This is a genomic window from Pseudomonas sp. ACN8, assembly GCF_002303925.1.
Lineage (GTDB): Bacteria > Pseudomonadota > Gammaproteobacteria > Pseudomonadales > Pseudomonadaceae > Aquipseudomonas.
This window is the reverse complement of record NZ_MRCS01000054.1, coordinates 22,721-43,239: the sequence shown is the minus strand read 5'-3', so window position 1 is coordinate 43,239 and position 20,519 is coordinate 22,721. Positions and strand designations below refer to the sequence as shown.

Here is a 20,519-nt window from a genome sequence, read left to right as displayed (position 1 = left end):
GCTGCGAAATTGCACTCTACTTGATCACCCGCTTGCATTCGACCTGACCAGTCATTTGCATTCGTTCTGACCACCGATTGCATCGGATTTGACCAGCACGCTTTGTAACCATGATCGGCAGAGAACGGCCACAAGCAGCCGTTCAAGACGCCTAAAAATCCAGAGGTCATTCAGTATTGTGCTGAGCCACGTGAAGTTTTAACCGCCCCCACAACGCTTACGGGTAGGCCGGGACTATCTTTGCCTGCTCAATCAGCCAATCGATGAGCAAAGCTATCTCAGGGATATCGCGACTTTCCTCGTTGCAGATGCAGAAATAATCCATCCCTGTCGGCACCTTCAGTGCAAAGGGCTGCACTAGGCGTCCCTCATCCAGGTCGCGTGACGAGTTGATCTCATCGCTGAGTGCAACACCATAGCCATCACGAGCGGCCTGCAGGGCAATGCCGAGGTCTTCCAGATGGACATCGGCATCGCCCGGATAGGGCAGGCGTGCCTCAAGCAACCAGCGCCGCCATTGAGTGCCGTCATCCTCATGCAAAAGACGATGGTGAATCAGGTCAGAGGGTTGTTTGAGCGCGTGGGGGCCGCGCAGCAATTGCGGGCAGCAAACCGGAAACATGTGCAGGTTCTGCAATGGTCGCCACCAGAAACCTTCCCAGATCGGGGCGTCATAGAGCACGGCAACATCAGCCCTGCGCCAGTCCACCTCGCTGATGTCGTCGGCAGTAATGACGCGCAGATGAATGTGCGGATGTTCTGCACGAAAGGTGAACAACTTCGGCATCAGCCAGGCCGCGCCAAAAACCGGCTCTGTCGAAATGGTCAGGACTTTCGCCGCCGGCTCCTGGAAGTCCGCCTCGCAGATCTGTCGCACCCCTTCAGTGATTTCGCCGATGCCTCGCGCTACCGAACGTTGTAGTGCCAAACCACGCTCCGTCAGCACCAGGTGGCGCCCCTGCTTATAGAACAGTTTGATGCCAAGTGAACCTTGCAAGGCTCTGATTTGCTGGCTGACGGCGCCCGCAGTCACATGCAGTTCAGCGGCGGCAGCGCCGACATGGCCCAGCCTTGCAACACATTCAAATACGCGAAACGCATGGAGCGGAGGCAAGGGCATGTGGGGTCTACCATTTAGTTTTTCTGCCTGTTTTGTTGGCAATTTATATAGGTTGATTGCGCCTTCAGCAACCGCAAAGATCCAGCGGAGGGAGGCCAAAGACAACAATTCAATAGGTGGCCCTACGACGCACAGGCAACAACAGGCGTGGCAAGGAAGCTATGAGGCGGGTGGACTCGGTGCTTTGGTGCACTGTCAGCGCGAGAGTCGGTTCCTTGCACTACTGCCTGTTTCGCTCGTGTGCCTTGGTAAATGAAATATCTGGCTGGATAACCTGGGGAACTCGTTACATGGATAAAGAACAAGACATTCAGTTGGCAACAGAGCCATTGATAGCAGATCAAGCCGCAATGGAGGGGCCTACGAACCCGGGAAGGCGCCGGTTCAATATGGGCGCGTTGGTGGCTATTACTGCAACTGCCATCGGTACATCAGGGCTTGGACGCTTGGCCCGAGCGGCGGAGCCCAACCCAGCCTCCGATGGCTATCGGGTGCCGGCAGAGTGGGAGCCACACCAGAGCGTGTTGATGGCGTATCCCTATGACAAGAGCTACAAGGACCAGCTGAAACCCATGCAGGATTCTGTCATCAACGTAGCGAATGCCATTGCGCAGTTCGAGCCGGTCTTGATGATGGCGATGACCGGCAATACCGAGGTTGTACGCAAGCGCTGCGGCCCTAACGTTACTGTCATCGAGTATCCATACAACGATTGCTGGACCCGTGATACCGCGCCAGTATTCGCGCTGAGCCCATCAGGGCACGACATGCTGGGACGCGATTTCATTTTCAACGGCTGGGGCAACAGGTGGTCGGCCACCCTGGATGATCAATTGCCCGTTGGTGTGTGCGCCACCCTTAACGTGTCTAAATCACCAATCAATATGGTGTTTGAAGGTGGCGCGGTGATTACCGATGGGCAGGGCACGCTCATTACCACCGAACAGTGCCTGCTCAATCCCAATCGCAACCCGAGCATGACCAAGGCACAGATCGAGACCACGCTACTGCGTGCCTATAACGCGACCAAGATGATCTGGCTGCCGTATGGGGTGTACGGCGACGATGGCGCTGCCGCTACCGATGGGCATGTCGACCTGGTTGCTGCCTACATCGAGCCAGCTCATCTGTTATTGAATTACCCGTCGGACCCAAGCAACCCCAACGTGCCCAGGATGGCGGCAAACCTGACAGTGCTGCAACAAAGCACCGATGCAAGGGGCCGCCCCTTCAAGATTACCAAGATGCCCGTTCAGCCAACATTCAAAGTGTCAGGCCTGACGGTGGAGAACTTCAGCTACATCAACTTCTACAAATCCAACGTCGGCATCGTGGTTCCTACTTCAAACACTCCTGCAGATGAGATTGCCTTGAATCTCTTCCGGGAGATTTTTCCGGGACGGCCAGTCGTGGGTGTCGATGGCACCATCCTTGCCAACAATGGCGGTGGTGTGCATTGCATCACCCAACACATTCCTAGTGTCGGTTAGCGCTGAAAAGAATTGCCGCCTATGAGACGCAAGCAATAGCCAGACTGCTTTCCCTCGCAGGGTTGGGCCAGTTCGGCTGATCCAGCCCTGCGCGGGGAATCACCGCCTAACTCCAAAAGATGACGTGCCCGCGTTTGTGCATGCCGCTGCCTGGTGCATCCCATCAGCGCCTGCACGAAGCGTAGGAGACATCGGCGTCAGACCATATCGTTTAGTTTTTTTGCTTGAGTTACTTGTAGTTTATATAGGTTGATTGTGATTAAAGCAGCCGTAACAATTCATTTGGAGCTAGGCCAAAGACAATAATTCAAAAGGTGGTCCTATGAAGTACAAGCAGCAACAGCCGTGGCAAAAAATCGATATGGGAGCGGACTCGGTGTCCTGGCGCACCGCCCGCGTTGGAGTCGGCAGCCTGCGTGCCGTCCTGCTGAAAGCTCTGACGATGCTTGCTGGCCCGGCGCTGGCAGCCGAACGAGTGGGCACCATCTCCCAAAACTGTGAGAAATGGATCAAGCATCAACTCCCCCGCTCGCTCCTCGCTACGATCTGCAGCCTGGGCCTGCTGACCGCTAACGCGAATGCGGAGGAGCGCACCCTGCGTGTCTACAACTGGTTCGACTACGTCGCCCCGCAGACCCTGGACAACTTCAAGAAGGAGAACGGCGCAAAACTGGTCTACGACATCTTCGACAGCAACGAAACCCTGGAGGCCAAACTGCTCACCGGCAACTCCGGCTATGACGTGGTGGTGCCGTCCGACAGTTTCCTCGCCAAGCAGATTCAGGCCGACGCTTTCCAGCCACTTGACCGCAGCAAGCTACCCAACTGGAAGCATCTGGACCCGCAACTGATGAAGCTGATCGAAGCCAACGATCCGGGTAACCGTTTCGCCGTGCCTTATTTGTACGGAACCGTACTGATCGGTTTCAACCCGGCCAAGGTCAAGGCTGCGCTCGGCGAAAACGCGCCGGTGGACAGCTGGGATCTGATCTTCAAGGAAGAGAACATTGCCAAGCTCAAGCAGTGCGGCGTGGCCCTTCTCGATTCGCCGACGGATATGATCCCCATCGCCCTCCACTACCTGGGCCTGCCGCCCAACAGCACTCAGGCCAAGGACTACGCGAAGGCCGAAGAACTGCTGAAAAAGATCCGCCCCAACGTCGCCTACTTCCACTCCTCAAAATACATGACCGATATCGCCAATGGTGACATCTGCGTGGCCGTGGGTTACTCCGGCAGTTTCTCCCAGGCGGCCAATCGCGCCAAGGAGGCCGGTAACGGCGTGGTGGTGGACATGCGCTTGCCCAAGGAAGGCGCACCGGTCTGGTTCGACGTGCTGGCCATCCCCAAGGATGCGAAGAACCCGGATGATGCCCATGCCTTGATCAACTACCTGCTGCAACCGCAGGTGATTGCTCCGATCAGCGACTTCGTCGGTTATCCCAACCCGAACAAGGACGCCACTGCCCTGGTCAGCCCGGAAATCCGCAACAACCCCAATCTCTACCCCGCCGCCGACATCCAGACTTCTCTATTCGCGCTGGTGCCTCTGCCGTCCAGTGCAGAACGCGCTCGCACCCGTGCATGGACCAAGCTCAAGTCGGGAACCTGACAGTAAATTGCGCTGCGCCAGTGAAACTCAACGGAACCAGGCACATGGCCGATGCGGTTTCGCTAGCACGCGGCGCCAATCTAGTCACCTTGCAGACCCAGTAGCCAGTGGTAACAACATGATTGAAGTAACTGAGGTTTCTATTGCCGAGCTGCGCGCAGCCCTCGATGCTGGCCGAACCACGGCAGTTGAGCTGGTCCAGGCCTATCTCTCACGGATCGATGCCTACGACGGCCCCGACACGCCCACCGCCCTCAACGCAGTGGTGGTGCGCAACCCGAATGCGCTTGAAGAAGCGCAGGCCTCCGACGCCCGTCGTGCCCGTGGTGAGACCCTCGGCCCGCTCGATGGTATTCCCTATACAGCCAAGGACAGCTATCTGATCAAAGGCCTGAGCGCGGCGTCCGGCAGCCCGGCCTTCAAGGACCTGGTTGCCTATCGCGATGCGTTCACCATCGAGCGCTTGCGCGGCGCCGGTGCGATCTGCCTGGGCAAGACCAATATGCCGCCCATGGCCAATGGCGGCATGCAGCGCGGCGTGTATGGCCGTGCCGAGAGCCCGTACAACGCGGACTACCTCACTGCACCTTTCGCCTCGGGTTCCTCCAATGGCGCAGGCACGGCCACCGCTGCCAGTTTCGCCGCCTTCGGCCTTGCTGAGGAAACCTGGTCGAGCGGTCGCGGGCCGGCCTCAAACAATGGTCTGTGCGCCTATACACCGTCGCGCGGGGTGATCTCGGTGCGCGGCAACTGGCCACTGACGCCAACCATGGATGTGGTCGTGCCCTATGCCAGGACCATGGCCGACCTGCTCGAAGTGCTCGACGTGGTGGTGGCCGAAGACGCCGACAAACGTGGCGACCTATGGCGCTTGCAGCCTTGGGTGCCGATCCCCAGCGTCGCCTCGGTGCGTCCCGCTTCCTACCTGGAATTGGCTGCCAGGCCCGCCGCACTCGCCGGCAAGCGCTTGGGCGTACCGCGCATGTACATCAACGCCGACCCCGACGCGGGCACCAGCGAAGCGCCGGGTATCGGGTGGGCGACAGGCCAGCGGATCAACACTCGCCCCTCGGTGATTGCCCTCTGGGAAAACGCGCGAAAGACTCTGGAAGCGGCCGGTGCCGAAGTGGTCGAGACGGACTTCCCACTGGTCTCCAATTGCGAGGGCGATCGTCCTGGCGCGCCGACCGTGTTCAATCGCGGCATCGTCTCCAAAGAATTTTTACAGCATGAACTGTGGGACCTGACCGTCTGGGCGTTCGATGATTTCCTGCAGGCCAATGACGATCCCGGACTGAACCGTCTGGCTGACGTCGACGGCCCGCAGATTTTCCCGCACGACCCAGGCGCACTGCCTGACCGCGAAGATGGCCCGGCCATTGGCATGGACGAATACGTGCGCATGGCCGAGCGTGGCATCACCCCGTGGGATCAGATCACCACACTGCCCGATGGCCTGCGCGGGCTGGAACAGACCCGGCGTATCGATCTTGAGGAGTGGATGGATCGGCTGGGGCTCGACGCGGTGATCTTCCCGGCGGTCGCCGACGTAGGCCCGGCGAATGCCGATGTCGATCCGCAATCGGCGGATATCGCCTGGAGCAACGGCGTCTGGGTCGCCAACGGCAACCTCGCCATCCGCCACCTCGGCGTGCCAACGGTCACCGTGCCGATGGGCGTGATGCCGGACATCGGCATGCCCGTCGGTCTGACGTTTGCCGGGCGCGCCTACGACGACTCAGCACTGCTGCGCCTGGCGTCGGCGTTTGAGGCCACCGGATCGAAGCGCTTGATCCCGGTGCGAACCCCACCCTCGCCAGGCGGCTGAAAACCGTAATGGGTCTGGCGCGATAAAGCGCCAATCCTGCCTATTCACGGCAAGCCCGAGCAACAGAAACCAACCTTTGCCCCAGCGAGCACTGCGTGAGCGTACGCATGCCTGGGTCAGCTTCAGTAACCCGCATTGAGAATCCCATGCTAAATGACAATTCGATAATCGATCAGGCGATGACACGTGACAGCCTGTATGGCACCGAGGGTGAACCGACCTACGGTGGTATCACCAGCTTTATGCGGCGTCGCTACACCCGCGATTTACGTGGCGTGGATATCGCCATCAGCGGCATCCCATTCGATACCGCGACCAGCAATCGACCGGGCAGCCGCTTCGGACCGCGGGCCATCCGCGAGGCATCGGTCCAGTCTGCCTGGGCGCGTCACTGGCCGTGGGAATTTGACCCGTTCGATCTGCTGGCTTGTGTCGATTATGGCGATTGCTATTTCGATTACGGCGCCCCGGAGCAGACCCCGGCGGCGATCAGGGCCCATGCCGAGCGGATCCTGGCGGCAGGTACTGCGATGCTGACCCTGGGCGGCGATCACTTCATCAGCTATCCGCTGCTGCAAGCTCACGCGGCCAAGTATGGTCCGCTGTCCCTGATCCATTTCGATGCGCACCATGACCTGGAGTCCGACGGCGAGGACAAGCGCATCGACCACGGTTCGATGTTCTATCACGCCGTCCGCGAAGGGCTGGTTGATCCTGCACGATCCATCCAGATTGGCCAGCGCACGACCAATGACGACGTCATGGGCTTTCAGGTGCTGAATGCCAGTGAAGTGCATGATCGCTCTACCAAGGAACTGGCGGAGATTATCCGGGCGCGCGTTGGCGACCACCCAGTCTATCTCACCTTCGATATCGACTGCCTCGACCCGGCATTTGCCCCAGGCACGGGGACGCCGGTCTGCGGTGGACTATCGAGCCATCAGGCCTTGGCGATTCTGCGAGGTCTGCGCGGTATCAACCTGATCGGCATGGACGTGGTGGAGGTAGCACCGCCCTATGACCACGCGGAAATTACTGCGCTTGCCGGGGCCGCGTTGGCGATGGAGATGATCTGCCTGTATGCCGCGCGGCATAAGCTGTAAACCAGTGGTCTGGACAGGTACCAACAATTTCGACCAGTTGCTCTCATGACAGCAACTGGCCGTTTTCTGCCTCTCGCGATGGGCAGCCTTGGGTCGATTTCTGCCCATCGTGACAGGCAGAAAACGGCCAAAGTGGACGCTCGATTTTCAAAAAATGCAATATCAGCGATATGGCGTCGCTAATGGGTTGGGCTCCAGTTGACTGGGGAAAACATCAAATTTGGGTCGATACTACCTGTTACCTCCCTCCGCTTCTCGCTTGCCGCCGGTCACGTGAGCTTGAATTGGTTGTGTCAGCCTGTCGTTCGACTCGCCATCTGAAAATATCTGTCTCTTGGCTCAGACCTTCCTTAGCTCTGCCGTTAATCCGTTTCGTGGAATTTGTGATGTGGGCCGTCTAGGCTGAATTCAAAGTTTGGCAGGAGTGATCAGCATGCCACTAACGGATGACTCTCCACAGCGCGCGCGCAAAGAAACCCGCCTGTTCTTTTTTCTGATTGTCATTTTTTTTCCATTGCTGTCCGTGGCGATAGTGGGTGGTTACGGCTTCTTTGTCTGGTTTCTGCAAATGCTGCTCGGCCCTCCTGGTCCACCTAATTGATCGTTGTCCATCTTTAGCAAAAGACGGGGAGTACGGGTCATGGAAAAGACGCTGCATATTGCCAGTCTGGTGGTCCTTGCCCACCCTGAATTGTTCGAGGCGGTGAAAGCCAACTTGCGGTTGCTCGAAGGCGTTGAACTGCACCAGGAAAGTCCCGCCGGCAAGCTGGTTGTGGTGCTGGAGATGGAGGATGAAAGTGAGATTTCCCGGCGCATCAGTGAGATCAACGGCTTGCCGGGTGTGCTCAATGCCGCCCTCGTTTATCACGAGACTCTCGATGTGACGGGAGAAAGCACATGCCTATGACTCGACGCGAGTTTGTCAAAGCCCAGGCTGCCGGGATCGCCGCAGCGGCGGCGGGGCTCCCGGTGTTTACCTCTGCCAGCAACCTGATCACCGAAGAAGACCGGGTGGCCCTGGACTGGAATAAAGCGCCTTGCCGTTTTTGCGGAACCGGGTGCAGCGTCATGGTGGCGACCAAGGACAATCGGGTGGTCGCCACTCATGGTGATGTGAAAGCCGAGGTCAATCGCGGATTGAACTGCGTCAAAGGCTATTTCCTGTCGAAAATCATGTACGGCGTTGATCGCCTGACCCAGCCGCTGTTGCGCATGACCAACGGGCAATATGACAAGCAAGGCGAGTTTCAACCGGTGTCCTGGGATCAAGCGTTTGATGTGATGGAGTTGAAGTTCAAGGAGGCGATAAAAAACAAGGGCTCCGAGTCAATCGCCATGTTCGGATCAGGTCAGTGGACCGTCTGGGAAGGGTACGCGGCCAACAAGTTGATGAAGGCGGGTTTTCGCTCCAATAACATTGACCCCAATGCGCGTCATTGCATGGCCTCAGCGGTCATGGGCTTTATGCGTACCTTCGGTATGGATGAGCCGATGGGGTGTTATGACGATATTGAAGTCACCGATGCGTTCGTGCTGTGGGGCTCAAACATGGCGGAGATGCACCCGATACTTTGGAGCCGGGTGGCGGATCGCCGATTGAGTCAGCCCAACGTCAAGGTGGCCGTACTGTCGACCTTCGAGCATCGCAGTTTTGAGTTGGCTGACATCCCCATGGTGTTCAAGCCACAGACGGACCTGTTTATCCTCAATTACATAGCCAACCACATCATTGAAAGCGGTTCGGTCAACAAAGACTTTGTCAGCAAACACACCAGGTTTGCCAAAGGTACGGATGACATCGGCTACGGCCTGCGTCCTGATAATCCACTGGAGATGAAGGCCAGTAATGCGGCCAAGGCGAACACCTGGAGTGACATCGACTTTGAGCAATTCGCGGCGTTCGTAAAACCTTACACCCTTGAGCGCACCGCCAAGGAAACCGGCGTACCGACCGAGCAACTCAAGGCCTTGGCCGAGCTGTATGCCGACCCGAAGCGCAAGGTGGTCTCCTTCTGGACCATGGGCTTTAACCAGCACACTCGGGGCGTCTGGGCCAATAACCTGATTTACAACATCCACCTGCTGACCGGTAAAATCAGCGAGCCGGGCAACAGTCCTTTCTCCCTGACGGGGCAGCCTTCGGCTTGCGGCACGGCGCGGGAAGTGGGGACCTTCTCCCATCGCTTGCCCGCTGATCTGGTGGTCACCAATCCAAAGCATCGCGCCACGGCGGAGAAAATCTGGAAACTGCCGCCGGGCACCATCAACGAAAAAGTCGGGTTCCATGCCGTGCAGCAGAGCCGAATGCTCAAGGACGGCGTGCTCAATGTGTATTGGACGATGGCCAGCAACAACATGCAGGCCGGCCCCAATATCATGCAGGAAGTGTTGCCGGGTTGGCGCAATCCCGAGAACTTTGTGATTGTCTCGGATGTGTATCCCACCGTCTCGGCCCAGGCGGCCGATCTGATTCTGCCCACCGCGATGTGGGTCGAGAAAGAGGGCGCTTACGGCAACGCGGAACGACGTACGCAGTTCTGGCACCAATTGGTTTCGGCGCCGGGTGACGCCAAGTCCGATCTCTGGCAACTCGTGGAGTTTTCCAAACGCTTTAAAACGGACGAGGTCTGGTCCGAGGAAATATTGTCTGCCTCACCGCAGTACAAGGGCAAAACCCTGTACGAGGTGTTGTTCAAGAACGGTCAGGTCGATCAGTTCCCGCTTGATCAGATGGCGGCGGGCTATAAAAATGATGAGGCCCGGGATTTTGGTTTTTACCTGCAAAAAGGCTTGTTCGAAGAATATGCCCAATTCGGCCGTGGCCACGGTCATGACCTCGCCCCGTTCGATCTCTATCACACCGAACGAGGGTTGCGATGGCCCGTCGTCGATGGCAAGGAAACACGCTGGCGTTTCCGGGAAGGCTATGACCCCTACGTGGAGAAGGGCAGCGGTGTGCAGTTCTATGGCTATCCCGACAAGAAGGCGATTATCTTCGCGCTGCCCTACGAACCCCCTGCGGAAACCCCCGACGCGGAGTTTCCATTCTGGTTGAGCACCGGACGAGTGCTTGAGCACTGGCACACCGGGTCCATGACCCAGCGTGTCGAGGAACTTCATAAGGCTGTCCCCGACGCGTTGGTCTACATGCACCCGGCCGATGCCAAAGCCTTGAATGCCCGTCGAGGCAGCGAAGTGAAGCTGATCAGCCGACGCGGTGAGATGCGTGCGCGCATTGAAACCCGAGGGCGCAACAAGCCACCCCAAGGCCTGGTGTTCGTACCGTTCTTCGATGCCAACAAGCTGATCAACAAGGTCACTCTCGATGCGACGGACCCCATCTCCAAGCAGACTGATTATAAAAAATGTGCGATCAGGATTGAGTTGATCAAGACGGCATAAGGAGCGCTCAGATGAAGAGTCATTCGCTGTCTTTGCTTGCTGCTCTGTTGCTGTGGGTGCCACTGGCATTCGCGGCTCAGCCCGATTACCCGCTGGATGCTCCTGCGCCGGATGGCCGGCGACCCGGAGGGACCTTGACCCAGGAGTTTGCGGCACCGCTGATGGCTGATGACGAGAACAAGGACCTCAAGCGCGAGCGTAATTATCCTGACCAGCCGCCCACCATCCCCCACAGTATTCGGGGGTATCCGATCGACAAGAACAGCAACAAGTGCCTGTCCTGTCACAGCCGTGCCAATAGTGCCCGCACTCAGGCGCCGATGATCAGTATCACCCACTACATGGACCGTGATGGTCAGGCGCTGGCCGCTGTTTCGCCGCGTCGGTATTTCTGTACTCAGTGTCATGTGCCACAGAAAGACGTAAAGCCTCTGGTGGGCAACAACTTCAAGAACATTGACCAGGTGCTGCAAGACGAAATCAACGGCCAGCAGAAACCTTAAGGAGAGGCCATGAAATCCTTGCGTGCGCTGCTCAAAGACTATTGGGGCATTCTGCGTCGCCCCAGCGTGCATTACAGCCTGGGCTTTCTGACACTCGGCGGGTTCATCGCCGGGGTGATTTTCTGGGGTGGTTTCAACACTGCGCTGGAAGCCACCAATACCGAGAAGTTCTGCATTTCCTGTCATGAAATGCGCGACAACGTTTTTGTCGAACTACAGGAAACCATTCACTACACCAATCGCTCCGGCGTACGAGCCACCTGTCCGGACTGTCACGTCCCGCATGAGTGGACGCACAAGATTGCCCGCAAAATGCAGGCTTCCAAGGAGGTGTGGGGCAAGGTGTTCGGAACGATCGATACCCGGGAAAAATTTCTCGATATGCGCCGTGAACTGGCCGAGCACGAGTGGGGGCGGCTCAAGGCAAACGACTCCCGAGAATGCCGCAATTGCCATAACTTTGAATTCATGGACTTTACCCGTCAGGGCAAACGCGCCGCCAATATGCATTCCACATCACTGGCCAGCGGGCAGGCCACCTGTATTGACTGTCATAAGGGCATTGCCCACAAGCTGCCCGACATGAGCGGGGTCAAAGGCTGGTAGCCGACCCCGCCGAGTTTTCCCGGCGTATTGCCGTCAAGCGGCATAACCGCGCCGGTTTTTCGACTTTGACACAATTCTATCTCCCTCTCTGATAACCCCCCAAAACCAATGTTTCAAGGGGTTTAGCCTCTGTGCGCAAGTTGGTCTGCGGATTCCACGCGCACTTTGACGCCCATTCTACAAACACTTGGACAGCGATCTCTCATTGATCCGGTCCACGCTCAGGCAGGCAGCAACGCAGGTCGGCCTCTTTTATCGAAGCGAAGAAGTCGTCGTGGAGCGTTTAGCCTCATGCGACACGTCGAGTTCGGTGAGTTCTCAAGTGTTCCTAAACGCTTAATTGCATCGCACATGGCCACCCAATCCATTGCCATTCACAAGACATTTGCATTCGCGGTGACCGCCGTTTGCATACGGTTGACCAATGCACACACAAGAGTCGACAGGCAGAGAACGGCCGACCTCCGCCCTTCGCGAAGGGCAGCTATGGGTCCAGGCTGTGTGAAAACGCACTAAATACGTCGAAAACTGAAAGTTGCGAGGGTTGCCTGTGGAATCAGCGGGCGGAAGCGCGAATAACCTTAGTCAGTTACATAGACGTTCGTAATGCCGTTTGGGCCGCGTCAGCGGCCCAAACGGCTACTAACTGGCGAGCCAAACGGCTGGATTCACGCCCTGATCGCCTCAAGCAGTCCTGCGATGCCGAAGATGCTCATCATTCGTTTGAGGTTGTAGGCGAGCACATGAAGGCTCATCTCAGTGCTCACCCTCGGCAGGGTTTTGGTCAGGAAGTGGGTACTTCCCATCCAGGACTTGAGCGTTCCGAAAGGATGTTCAACGGTCTGTCGACGAACCCTCATCATCGCTGGATCATGTTCTAGCCGAACCTGCATCGCGTCGACTACAGCCTCATGTTCCCAGCGCTTCACACGGCGCTCCTTTCCCGTCGTACATTGCTTTTGCATTGAGCAGGACTGGCAGCCCGAGAAGTAGTAACAATGCAATAACATGCCGTCTTCCATCGACGAATGCCGCCTGGTTAGTAACTGCCCCGCAGGGCATCGATACTCGTCCGACGCAATAAGATAGATGAAGTCCTGCTTGCCGACTCTGCCTTCGGCTTTGCTGCCAGATGTGAGGGGTTTCGGTACGTAGGTAGTGATGCCGGCTTGCTCGCAAGCAAGGATTTCCAGACCTTTGTAATAGCCTCGGTCGGCCACCACCGTTAGCGATTCAGCCTCGATTTCTTCACGCGCCTGGTTCGCCATATTGCTCAGTTGCCCACGATCATTACCAACGTTGGTCACCTCATGGGCAATGATCAGATGGTGTTTGTCGTCGACAGCTGTTTGTACGTTGTAGCCAACCGTTCCGGTGCCTCGGCTGCTCGTGGCCATTGAGCGTGCATCTGGGTCTGTGAGGGAGATCTGCTGGTCTGGACTTTCGTGGAGCTGCACCTCGACTTCCTTGAGTTTCTGCATCTGCTTTTTCAGTGTTTCTATCTTTTCTTTAAGCCGCTCTGCTTTGGCCTCGGCCACTTCGGGCGTTGCCCGATCCGCCGAATCCATCGCCGCCAGATAGCGATCAATGCTCTGCTCGATCTGCTGCATGCGTGCCTTCACCTTGCCCTGAGTGAAGTTGCGGTCGCGATTATTGACGGCTTTGAATTTGCTGCCGTCGATGGCGATGATCGACTGAGAGAAGAGATTGAGGTTGCGGCAAAGAACTACGAACTGGCGGCATACGCTGCGAATGGCTTTGCCGTTGTCTTTGCGAAAGTCGGCAATGGTTTTGAAGTCCGGAGCCAAACGCCCCGCTAGCCACATCAACTCGACGTTGCGCTCGGCCTCACGCTCAAGCCGGCGGCTGGACTGAATTCGATTGAGATAGCCGTAGATATAGATCTTCAGCAACACCGCTGGGTGATAGGCCGGACGACCAGTTGCGGCAGGATCGACGCCTTCAAAACCAAGTGCGCCCAGGTCGAGTTCATCGACGAAAACATCGACCACGCGCACTGGATTTTCTTCGGCTACGTAATCGTCCAGACACTCCGGCAGCAAGGTGACTTGCGTCCGAGCCTCACCTTCAATAAATCGCTTCATGATCGCCCCCGCTACGATCTCAACGATCAGAAGATTAGACAATTGCAGGTGTTTTCACACAGCCTGGGTCGGACAGCGACGGTCTAGCGTCGACCGTCACTATGGATGATCAGACCTCCGTCTGCTCCAACATTTCCAAGGCATCATCGACCTCGATTCCCAGGTATCTGACAGTGCTTTCAAGCTTCGTATGACCAAGCAGGAGTTGGACGGCTCTCAGGTTCTTCGTCCTGCGATAGATCAACGAGGCCTTGCTTCTCCGTAGCGTCTGGGTACCGTAAATGGTTGGATCAAGGCCAATGGCTGTCACCCAAGCTTTGACTATTCGAGTGTATTGCCTGGTGGAAAGATGGTCTGAGGCGTGCAACCGACTCGGGAACAAGAAGTCCTCGCTGCGGAGACGCGCCTGGCGCATCCAAGCCTCCAGAACCGTTCGGGTTTGCTCAGTGATTTCAAATTGCACTGGGTGCTGAGTTTTTTGCTGCATCACGATGGCCCGTGACGACACATGCTCCCCATGGGCGATGTCTCGGACTCGCAACTTGGTTAAGTCACAGACACACAGCTTGCTATCGATGGCCAAGTTGAAGAGCGCCAAATGACGCGTCTTCTCAGCAACCTGAAGTCTTACGCACATAGCCCAGATATCTCTTACTCGAAGCGGAGCTTTCTGCCCGACAAGCTTCCCCTTGTTCCAAGTCTGATGGCGGTATGTAGCAATAGTGTTCATGGCTCGTCCTCCACGTTGAGGGAGGGCAAGGGTGGATCAGTCACAATGGGGGGGGTCGCTACCCGACCCAAAGCTGACTGTTGCGATAGACAGAAATCGACCAAACAAGCCGCTGTAGCCAGAGCAATAGTTAAAATACGCGGAGCAAGGGCAAAAAGGTGAATGCCAGAATAGTTTAAATTCTAGGTATTTTAGATATATTTTTGCCACTTACGCGTCGCAGCTAGCATAAAAATCTAGAAATATAACCTTATGCGCTTTTATGCAAAAATCCATAACTTCCCTGCATGCATCTCTCGGCGACGAAAAACCAAGCGTGCAGTAGGCCCGCAAAAAAGGGTGGATAAAACCGTCTCTCAATATCCTAGGCCTTTGGGGCGTTTTCTACCGGTCAGAATACAAGGCGCGTCGGGCAACTCTGAACGGCGACGGTTCATGGCCGCACGCGCGAATGCTCTCCCTCGCTTAAACTTTGTCCAAAATTACCAGCAGTAAGGAAAAGAAATGTTTCCTTTAAGTGCTTAAAATAGCCATAAAGACAATATTCCTTCACTTACGGCTATTGGCGGATTGCTGCCTGCCGTAAAGGGCTGTAAACGACTCAAGGTTGACGGTGGTGACAGGCAAAAATCGGCTAGCCATTCCGCGAAACAATACGATCGAAATCCCCCCAGGATCAGTCACGACACTGTGCCTTTCCTCTTCCCGACTGAACGAACGCTTTGGCAGTCGGAGCGCTCAACGAATCCAATCGCCGAAAGGAGCATCAGCGTCAATGTAACGCGCTGCCGACTGCACATCGCGCCAGCCGACATACTCCATCAACGCCTTGCTGCTCCATTGGTTGCGACTAGCCCACGTAGCAAAGCCGCGGCGCAGTGAATGCGCGGTGTAACCCTCGCCAGCCACACCGCTGCGCATAAACGCCAGCCGCAAAATACGCGAGAGGCTATTCGGATTGACTCGCCCCTCCGCTAGATGGCCCCAGCGATCAATGGCGCGAAATACCGGCCCTTGGTTGATGCCGCTGACCGCCAGCCAGTACTGGTAGGCATCCACTGGGCAGAGACGCTTCAGGGCCGGGACCACCAAGGTACGGCCGCGGTGGTCGCGATCGGTCTTGCTGCTGGCGAGAAAGATTTCCAACTCTTGTCCTTCGCGCAGCTGAATGTGCTCGACCCGCAGTCGACACAATTCGTCCCCCCGCAGCGCACGCCAGAAACCCATCAGGATCAACGCTTGGTCCCGCGCGGCACGCAGCCGCAGCGCCATCTGATCGGCAGTCAATTGCCCGGCCAGACCCTCGATGCATGCTTCCAGCCGCTGTAACTGCAGCACTTCGGCCTGCTTGATGGATTGCGGATGCAGCGCCTGAATGCCGCGCAGGACATCGCGTACCCGCGACGCCTTGGTCGGGTCATTGAAGCCGTGCTGCTGGTGCCATTGGGCTAAGGCCGCCAGGTGCGTGCGCAGGGTGTTGCTGGACAGCTTTGCACCATAGGCGGCCAGGTAACGCACGACGTTTTCACTGGAGGCCGGCAGCACCCCGCCCCACTCCGCTTCAAAGTGTTCAACGGCTTGCGCATAGCGGCGCTGGGTGCTGTCGCGTCTAGCTGCTTGCAGGTATCGCTCGGCTGAATCGCTCATCCCACCTCCCGCATACCGCCTTTCCGGAGCTCTGCATCGAGAAAGGCTTATCACGTTCAAGAATCTTGGTTTCTCATACCTGTTGAATCACCCATTTCAAAGGTGAACTGAGCACGTTGTACAGCTGTAATAACGTAGGCCGTAGCGCGGTACGAAATCGTCGCCACGCAGTCATTTTGACTCTCCTGCATGACGCCGCCAGTCACCGAACGGCGCGTCGGCCTCCACGTAGCGCAGCGCGCTGTGCACGTCGCGCCAGCCGACGTACTCCATCAAGGCCTTGGTGCTCCATTGGTTACGCGTGGCCCAGGTAGCAAAACCGCGGCGCAAGGAATGCCCGCTGTAGCGCTCCCCCGCGACCCCGCCGCGGGTCAAAGCCCGGCGCACCACCCGCGCCACGCTGTACGGGTGCAGGGCCTCGGTGGACAGGTGGCCCCAGCGATCGATGCCACAAAACACCGGCCCCTGCTGCAATTGACTGAGGCTCAGCCACTCCTCATACGCCTGAACCGGACACAGCCGTTTTAACGCCGGCACACTGACGCTGCGGCCCTGATGCTCACGGTCGGACTTGCTGCTGGCTAGGAACAGACTCAGCCCTTCGCCCGGCACGAGCTGATTGGCTTCAATGCGCAGGCGGCACAGGTCATCACTGCGAAACGCACGCCAAAAACCCAGGAGCAGCAAGGCCTGATCGCGACCGGCGCGCAGGCGCACGGCCAGGTCCGGCGATGCTGCCTCGACTTGTAATGCAGCCACGCACTGCTCCAGTTCGCGCAGTTGCAACGGTTCGGCTTGCCGGACCTGCCGCGGGTGCAGCGCCTGAATGCCGCGCAACACGTCGCGCACTTGCGGGGCTTTGGTCGGGTCGACAAAACCATGCTTCAGATGCCAACGCGCCAAGGCCGCCAGATGACCGCGCAAGGTGCTGATCGACAGGGCGTCAGCGTGCTCAGCCAGGTAACGCACGATGCTGCCACTCGACGCGGGGAGAAACCCACCCCAGCCCACCTCAAAATGCGCCACGGCCTGCTGGTAGCGGCGCGTGGTGCTTTCCCGCCGCGCCGCCTGCAGGTACCGCTCCGCGGCAGTGGTCATCCCCTACCCTCCTCGCCCGGCGGGCTTGTCGTCCTGATCAGAAACCAGGCAAGTCAAATGGCATGCGTCATACTGCTTAAGATCCGGAAATCCTACAGGAGCTCCTGACATGGCCCGTGGCGGTATCAACAAAGCCTTGGTGCACGCGGCGCGTGACGCCTTGTTAGGGCGTGGGCTGCATCCGAGCATCGACCTGGTCCGCGTTGAGCTGGGCAACACCGGTTCAAAGAGTACGATCCAGCGCTACTTGAAAGAACTTAACGGTAGTCTGGCCGCCAATCCTGCGCCGCCGCCCACCCTCAATGAAAAATTGACCACCTTGGTGAGTAGTCTAGCCGAGCAACTAAAGCAGGAGGCGCGGGACGCCGTAGCCGACGAGCAAGAGCAGCTTGAGCGGCAACAGGCCAGCTATGCGCAGGCGCACGCGCAGCTAGGCGAGCGGTTGGAGCAGTCGCAAACCACCATCACCCATCTCACCGGCGAGCTAGAACAGCAGCGGCAGTGCGAACGTATGCTGCGCGAACAGTTACAAGACAGCGAGGGGGAACGCCAGCAATTGCGACAGCTAGTGGCCGGCCAGCAACAGATCCTCGAAGAACGGGCCCAGCAACTGCAATCACTGGAGGACAAACATCAGCATGCTCGGGAGGGGCTCGAACACTATCGGCAAGAGCAACTGGCTCAGCGCGGGCAGGAACTGCACCGGCATGACGAGCAGACTAATCAGTTACGCCAGGAACTGCGGTCCCTGCAAAATGCGCAACTGGCCAAACAGGAAGAATTGGTCACGGTGTACCGTGAGCAGGAACGCTTGCGCAACGAGCATCGGGTGCTGCACGCACAATTGCGTCAACAATCCCAGACCCTGCGCGATACCCAGCAGGCCCACGACGCGCAGACGACAAAGCTGCAACAATTGCAGACCGAGTACGCCGTATTACGGGAACGGGTCAAACCGTACCTGCTTCAACACCGCGAAAACCGCCGGCAGATGCGGGAGCAGGCACGCCAGATTGAAACGTTACAAACGCTACTGCGCCAATTGACGCCCCCCGGCTAGGACCGGAGGTTCCGCTCGGAAGCCGGTGCCTACAAGATCGTTATCGAAAAACTGGTTGGCGCCGGAGATCAGGCGCATGCGGTGTTGCTACCGAGGCGGGCTCTGTGGCCCCCTGAAAAAACGCTGACAAGCAACACCGTTAAAACGCCAATCCCTCTGCGACCTGAATCAACATTTCTTCAACCAAGCGAGTGCCCGGGCTGGTGGAGAGCAGTGCAATGGGATTTTCACCTGAAAAGCGCGCCTTGGATTTGTTCAGCCATCGCTGGGCTTTGTGGGTGTCCCCAAAGACCGCCTCGGCCATGGCCGTGATATGCGCAAGACGAAACAGGTGATCACTCTCAGCCACGCTCAGGCGCTGACCGTGAGTCAAGCGGGTTTTAAGGGTCTTGAGCGAAATGATGTGGTTGCACGCGTCGAGGTTGAATACCCCCAAGTCGCAGAGCGACTTAATACTCCCCGGCGAGAACCCCGCCTCGATCAACGCATGGATGTCCAGGTCAGAGGCATCGGTGGGAATAGGCAAAAACATTTCCAGCCGGACCCGGTAGGCTCGGTAAACATCATTGCGCATGACTTCAGCAAACATGAGTCGCCTTTTGGGTTTGGCATCGGGCTCTTTGGCTATCTTCACTCAGTGTGAAGTTGGGGTGGTCGGAAATCCACGGTGGTCACCCTTTCTAATGCTCAGACCGGGGCCCCTTTTTAATTGTTAAACGTCTTTTGCTGGCTGCCTACGCTGGTGAATGCAGGCCGATGTGGCCGTCCGGCTACCTGCCAGCAATCCGACCGGCTCCACGTCTCTACCCGCCACCAGTGCGATGTCCAAGAATCGACTTGCACGGGCCGTGCGCGCCCTGAGCACTGCCTGTGCTTCGACCTGAAACTGCTCAGCGAGCAGCCATTGGTTAATTTTGACTTTGCGCTTACCTTTCATCACGGCTCTCGTAGTGAGTCACGCATGTCTATGCCCTGGCAGACGTGAGCAATGAGCAGAGTGCCTTGGATTCCTGCAGTCTCTACTCTCGTCGTCCAAAAGATACCACGCACTATCTGCTCAGGGTGGGCCGCGCAGCTCTTAGACGCAGGCTTCGGACCTGAAGCTCCATGCTTGAAAACAGGATGAAAAATGCAAGTCCAGAAGTTGCCAATTTAGCGCCCGTCGGACTGTGCGCAGTTAGCGGCCAAAGAGATGACGATGCTGGTCGCTCGAATTGAGTCCGACGACTGGTCTCAGTTGGAGACGTCCGTGAAAATGCGGCCCCATTCTCGGGCGAGCAGGATCCGGCACGCCGACACTGAACCACCGAAGCAGCGTTGTGAAACCGTTTGCATATTGGCTTCAGTTACATAGGTAATCGTTTGCCCACGCTCATCGACTAAAACGCCGCCTGCTCCTCTCAAAAGTGCGTGGCCTGCGACAACGTCATGTGCAGAAACTGGGTAAAGCGAGATGCCACAGACCCCCTCACCGGCGGCGACTTTGGCGAGCCTGTAGGCAATGGATGGCATTGCGACAAAGGTGCTGGGTTGGCAGAGGGCGCTGTTAAGTTCAGGCTTGTTGATCGCAGCGGCACTGACCATCACGAACTCGTCGCTCGACAAGGTCTTGGTAGAAAGCTGTGACAGCACCGATTGTCCATTGCGGCTCACCTCGACCATGCCTTCTGCCCAAGCAATGCAATCAGGCGCGCCCTCAACGGTGACGGGGGCATATACCACACCTAATACCGGCGTTTGTTTGTGCAACAGACCGATGGACAGGGCTGAGCCTTTGAGCCCTTTGAGGAAGTCCGTGGTCCCGTCGTTCGGGTCAACGACCCAGCACCATGGATGGCCGGTTAGACGATGTCCGGTTTCCTCTCCCCAGAAGTCGCAAGGGTAAAGCTGTAGCAGGTGCTGGCGCAAAAACTGTTCGATTTCTTCGTCTACAGCGGCCTTGTCACCTTCACCTCGTGGTCCGTCAACTCTCGCCCACTCGGCAATCAGCAACTGGCCGGCGCGAATAACGACCTCAATAGTCTGAGTGAGCAGCGGTTCAAGGTTGGTCTTTTGCACGAAATGGGATGCCTTGAAGTTGGGTGGGGTAATACGAGGGTACTCGACTGAGGCGCGCAGCGAGTCGCCCCTCAGCCGTCTAATCAGCGGTCAGCCAGACGGGCAACAGCATCGCTCAAAATTCGTGTGCGCCACTCTGCCTCTTGCCGCAGGACGA

Annotated in this window: 18 protein-coding genes; 10 read left to right on the top strand and 8 right to left on the bottom strand. The window is 57.5% G+C overall.

What is annotated here, in order from left to right; translation table 11 throughout:
- Positions 1-217 precede the first annotated feature (217 nt).
- Positions 218-1,120, bottom strand: a complete 903-nt coding sequence (locus BSF44_RS24805) for a LysR substrate-binding domain-containing protein (protein WP_095945756.1) — start codon at positions 1,118-1,120, stop codon at positions 218-220.
- 290 nt (positions 1,121-1,410) lie between these two features.
- Between BSF44_RS24805 and BSF44_RS24800 the strand changes: the two genes are divergently transcribed.
- From BSF44_RS24800 to BSF44_RS24760, 9 genes are all read left to right on the top strand, one after another.
- Positions 1,411-2,610, top strand: a complete 1,200-nt coding sequence (locus BSF44_RS24800; protein WP_256589154.1) for an agmatine deiminase family protein — start codon at positions 1,411-1,413, stop codon at positions 2,608-2,610.
- A 322-nt stretch (positions 2,611-2,932) separates the two neighbouring features.
- Positions 2,933-4,222 (top strand): polyamine ABC transporter substrate-binding protein, encoded by a 1,290-nt coding sequence (locus tag BSF44_RS24795; RefSeq protein WP_256589153.1) that lies wholly within the window; start codon positions 2,933-2,935, stop codon positions 4,220-4,222.
- A gap of 118 nt (positions 4,223-4,340) precedes the next feature.
- A complete protein-coding gene (locus BSF44_RS24790; RefSeq protein WP_095945755.1) occupies positions 4,341-6,050 on the top strand; it encodes an amidase in 1,710 nt (569 codons plus the stop codon).
- 146 nt (positions 6,051-6,196) lie between these two features.
- On the top strand, positions 6,197-7,153 hold the full coding sequence (speB, locus tag BSF44_RS24785) for an agmatinase (RefSeq protein WP_095945754.1): 957 nt from the start codon (positions 6,197-6,199) through the stop codon (positions 7,151-7,153).
- 433 nt (positions 7,154-7,586) lie between these two features.
- Positions 7,587-7,754, top strand: coding sequence for a periplasmic nitrate reductase, NapE protein (locus BSF44_RS24780; protein WP_095945753.1), 168 nt, complete (start codon positions 7,587-7,589; stop codon positions 7,752-7,754).
- Positions 7,755-7,793: 39 nt separating this feature from the next.
- Positions 7,794-8,060, top strand: a complete 267-nt coding sequence (locus tag BSF44_RS24775; protein ID WP_095945752.1) for a chaperone NapD — start codon at positions 7,794-7,796, stop codon at positions 8,058-8,060.
- Positions 8,051-10,555, top strand: coding sequence for a nitrate reductase catalytic subunit NapA (napA, locus tag BSF44_RS24770; RefSeq protein ID WP_095945751.1), 2,505 nt, complete (start codon positions 8,051-8,053; stop codon positions 10,553-10,555). The genes BSF44_RS24775 and napA overlap by 10 nt, the downstream gene beginning before the upstream one ends.
- Positions 10,556-10,566: 11 nt before the next feature.
- Positions 10,567-11,058, top strand: coding sequence for a nitrate reductase cytochrome c-type subunit (locus BSF44_RS24765; RefSeq protein WP_095945750.1), 492 nt, complete (start codon positions 10,567-10,569; stop codon positions 11,056-11,058).
- Positions 11,059-11,067: 9 nt separating this feature from the next.
- A complete protein-coding gene (locus BSF44_RS24760) occupies positions 11,068-11,664 on the top strand; it encodes a cytochrome c3 family protein (RefSeq protein WP_095945749.1) in 597 nt (198 codons plus the stop codon).
- A gap of 668 nt (positions 11,665-12,332) precedes the next feature.
- Here BSF44_RS24760 and BSF44_RS24755 read toward each other — a convergent pair.
- The 4 genes from BSF44_RS24755 to BSF44_RS24740 all read right to left on the bottom strand — a co-directional run bounded on the left by BSF44_RS24755 (position 12,333) and on the right by BSF44_RS24740 (position 17,244).
- Positions 12,333-13,769, bottom strand: coding sequence for an IS1182 family transposase (locus BSF44_RS24755; protein ID WP_095945757.1), 1,437 nt, complete (start codon positions 13,767-13,769; stop codon positions 12,333-12,335).
- Positions 13,770-13,878: 109 nt separating this feature from the next.
- Positions 13,879-14,499: a tyrosine-type recombinase/integrase gene (locus tag BSF44_RS24750; RefSeq protein WP_095945748.1), complete on the bottom strand. Its 621-nt coding sequence runs from the start codon at positions 14,497-14,499 to the stop codon at positions 13,879-13,881.
- A 738-nt stretch (positions 14,500-15,237) separates the two neighbouring features.
- Positions 15,238-16,146 (bottom strand): site-specific integrase, encoded by a 909-nt coding sequence (locus BSF44_RS24745; RefSeq protein WP_095945747.1) that lies wholly within the window; start codon positions 16,144-16,146, stop codon positions 15,238-15,240.
- A gap of 171 nt (positions 16,147-16,317) precedes the next feature.
- Positions 16,318-17,244 carry a site-specific integrase gene (locus BSF44_RS24740; RefSeq protein ID WP_095945746.1) on the bottom strand — a complete coding sequence of 309 codons (927 nt, stop codon included), beginning with the start codon at positions 17,242-17,244 and terminating at the stop codon, positions 16,318-16,320.
- A gap of 109 nt (positions 17,245-17,353) precedes the next feature.
- Between BSF44_RS24740 and BSF44_RS24735 the strand changes: the two genes are divergently transcribed.
- Positions 17,354-18,304 (top strand): DNA-binding protein, encoded by a 951-nt coding sequence (locus tag BSF44_RS24735; protein ID WP_095945745.1) that lies wholly within the window; start codon positions 17,354-17,356, stop codon positions 18,302-18,304.
- 139 nt (positions 18,305-18,443) lie between these two features.
- On the opposite strand, the gene BSF44_RS24730 is transcribed toward BSF44_RS24735, so the two are convergent.
- From BSF44_RS24730 to BSF44_RS24720, 3 genes are all read right to left on the bottom strand, one after another.
- Positions 18,444-18,893: an antitoxin Xre/MbcA/ParS toxin-binding domain-containing protein gene (locus tag BSF44_RS24730; RefSeq protein WP_095945744.1), complete on the bottom strand. Its 450-nt coding sequence runs from the start codon at positions 18,891-18,893 to the stop codon at positions 18,444-18,446.
- Between the two features lie 123 nt (positions 18,894-19,016).
- Positions 19,017-19,241 (bottom strand): hypothetical protein, encoded by a 225-nt coding sequence (locus BSF44_RS24725; RefSeq protein ID WP_095945743.1) that lies wholly within the window; start codon positions 19,239-19,241, stop codon positions 19,017-19,019.
- Positions 19,242-19,537: 296 nt separating this feature from the next.
- Entirely contained in the window at positions 19,538-20,362 is an 825-nt protein-coding gene (locus tag BSF44_RS24720) for an inositol monophosphatase family protein (RefSeq protein ID WP_095945742.1), read from the bottom strand.
- Positions 20,363-20,519: the final 157 nt, after the last annotated feature.

What these genes read in the sequence shown, in the direction of transcription:
- BSF44_RS24765 (WP_095945750.1), top strand. Translation starts at nt 10,567, where the DNA reads ATGAAGAGTCATTCGCTGTCTTTGCTTGCTGCTCTGTTGCTGTGGGTG.
- BSF44_RS24740 (WP_095945746.1), bottom strand. Translation starts at nt 17,244, where the DNA reads ATGACCACTGCCGCGGAGCGGTACCTGCAGGCGGCGCGGCGGGAAAGC.
- BSF44_RS24805 (WP_095945756.1), bottom strand. Translation starts at nt 1,120, where the DNA reads ATGCCCTTGCCTCCGCTCCATGCGTTTCGCGTATTTGAATGTGTTGCA.
- BSF44_RS24745 (WP_095945747.1), bottom strand. Translation starts at nt 16,146, where the DNA reads ATGAGCGATTCAGCCGAGCGATACCTGCAAGCAGCTAGACGCGACAGC.
- BSF44_RS24775 (WP_095945752.1), top strand. Translation starts at nt 7,794, where the DNA reads ATGGAAAAGACGCTGCATATTGCCAGTCTGGTGGTCCTTGCCCACCCT.
- BSF44_RS24755 (WP_095945757.1), bottom strand. Translation starts at nt 13,769, where the DNA reads ATGAAGCGATTTATTGAAGGTGAGGCTCGGACGCAAGTCACCTTGCTG.
- BSF44_RS24780 (WP_095945753.1), top strand. Translation starts at nt 7,587, where the DNA reads ATGCCACTAACGGATGACTCTCCACAGCGCGCGCGCAAAGAAACCCGC.
- BSF44_RS24790 (WP_095945755.1), top strand. Translation starts at nt 4,341, where the DNA reads ATGATTGAAGTAACTGAGGTTTCTATTGCCGAGCTGCGCGCAGCCCTC.
- BSF44_RS24735 (WP_095945745.1), top strand. Translation starts at nt 17,354, where the DNA reads ATGGCCCGTGGCGGTATCAACAAAGCCTTGGTGCACGCGGCGCGTGAC.
- BSF44_RS24800 (WP_256589154.1), top strand. Translation starts at nt 1,411, where the DNA reads ATGGATAAAGAACAAGACATTCAGTTGGCAACAGAGCCATTGATAGCA.
- BSF44_RS24730 (WP_095945744.1), bottom strand. Translation starts at nt 18,893, where the DNA reads ATGTTTGCTGAAGTCATGCGCAATGATGTTTACCGAGCCTACCGGGTC.
- BSF44_RS24725 (WP_095945743.1), bottom strand. Translation starts at nt 19,241, where the DNA reads ATGAAAGGTAAGCGCAAAGTCAAAATTAACCAATGGCTGCTCGCTGAG.
- BSF44_RS24760 (WP_095945749.1), top strand. Translation starts at nt 11,068, where the DNA reads ATGAAATCCTTGCGTGCGCTGCTCAAAGACTATTGGGGCATTCTGCGT.
- BSF44_RS24795 (WP_256589153.1), top strand. Translation starts at nt 2,933, where the DNA reads ATGAAGTACAAGCAGCAACAGCCGTGGCAAAAAATCGATATGGGAGCG.
- speB (WP_095945754.1), top strand. Translation starts at nt 6,197, where the DNA reads ATGCTAAATGACAATTCGATAATCGATCAGGCGATGACACGTGACAGC.
- BSF44_RS24750 (WP_095945748.1), bottom strand. Translation starts at nt 14,499, where the DNA reads ATGAACACTATTGCTACATACCGCCATCAGACTTGGAACAAGGGGAAG.
- napA (WP_095945751.1), top strand. Translation starts at nt 8,051, where the DNA reads ATGCCTATGACTCGACGCGAGTTTGTCAAAGCCCAGGCTGCCGGGATC.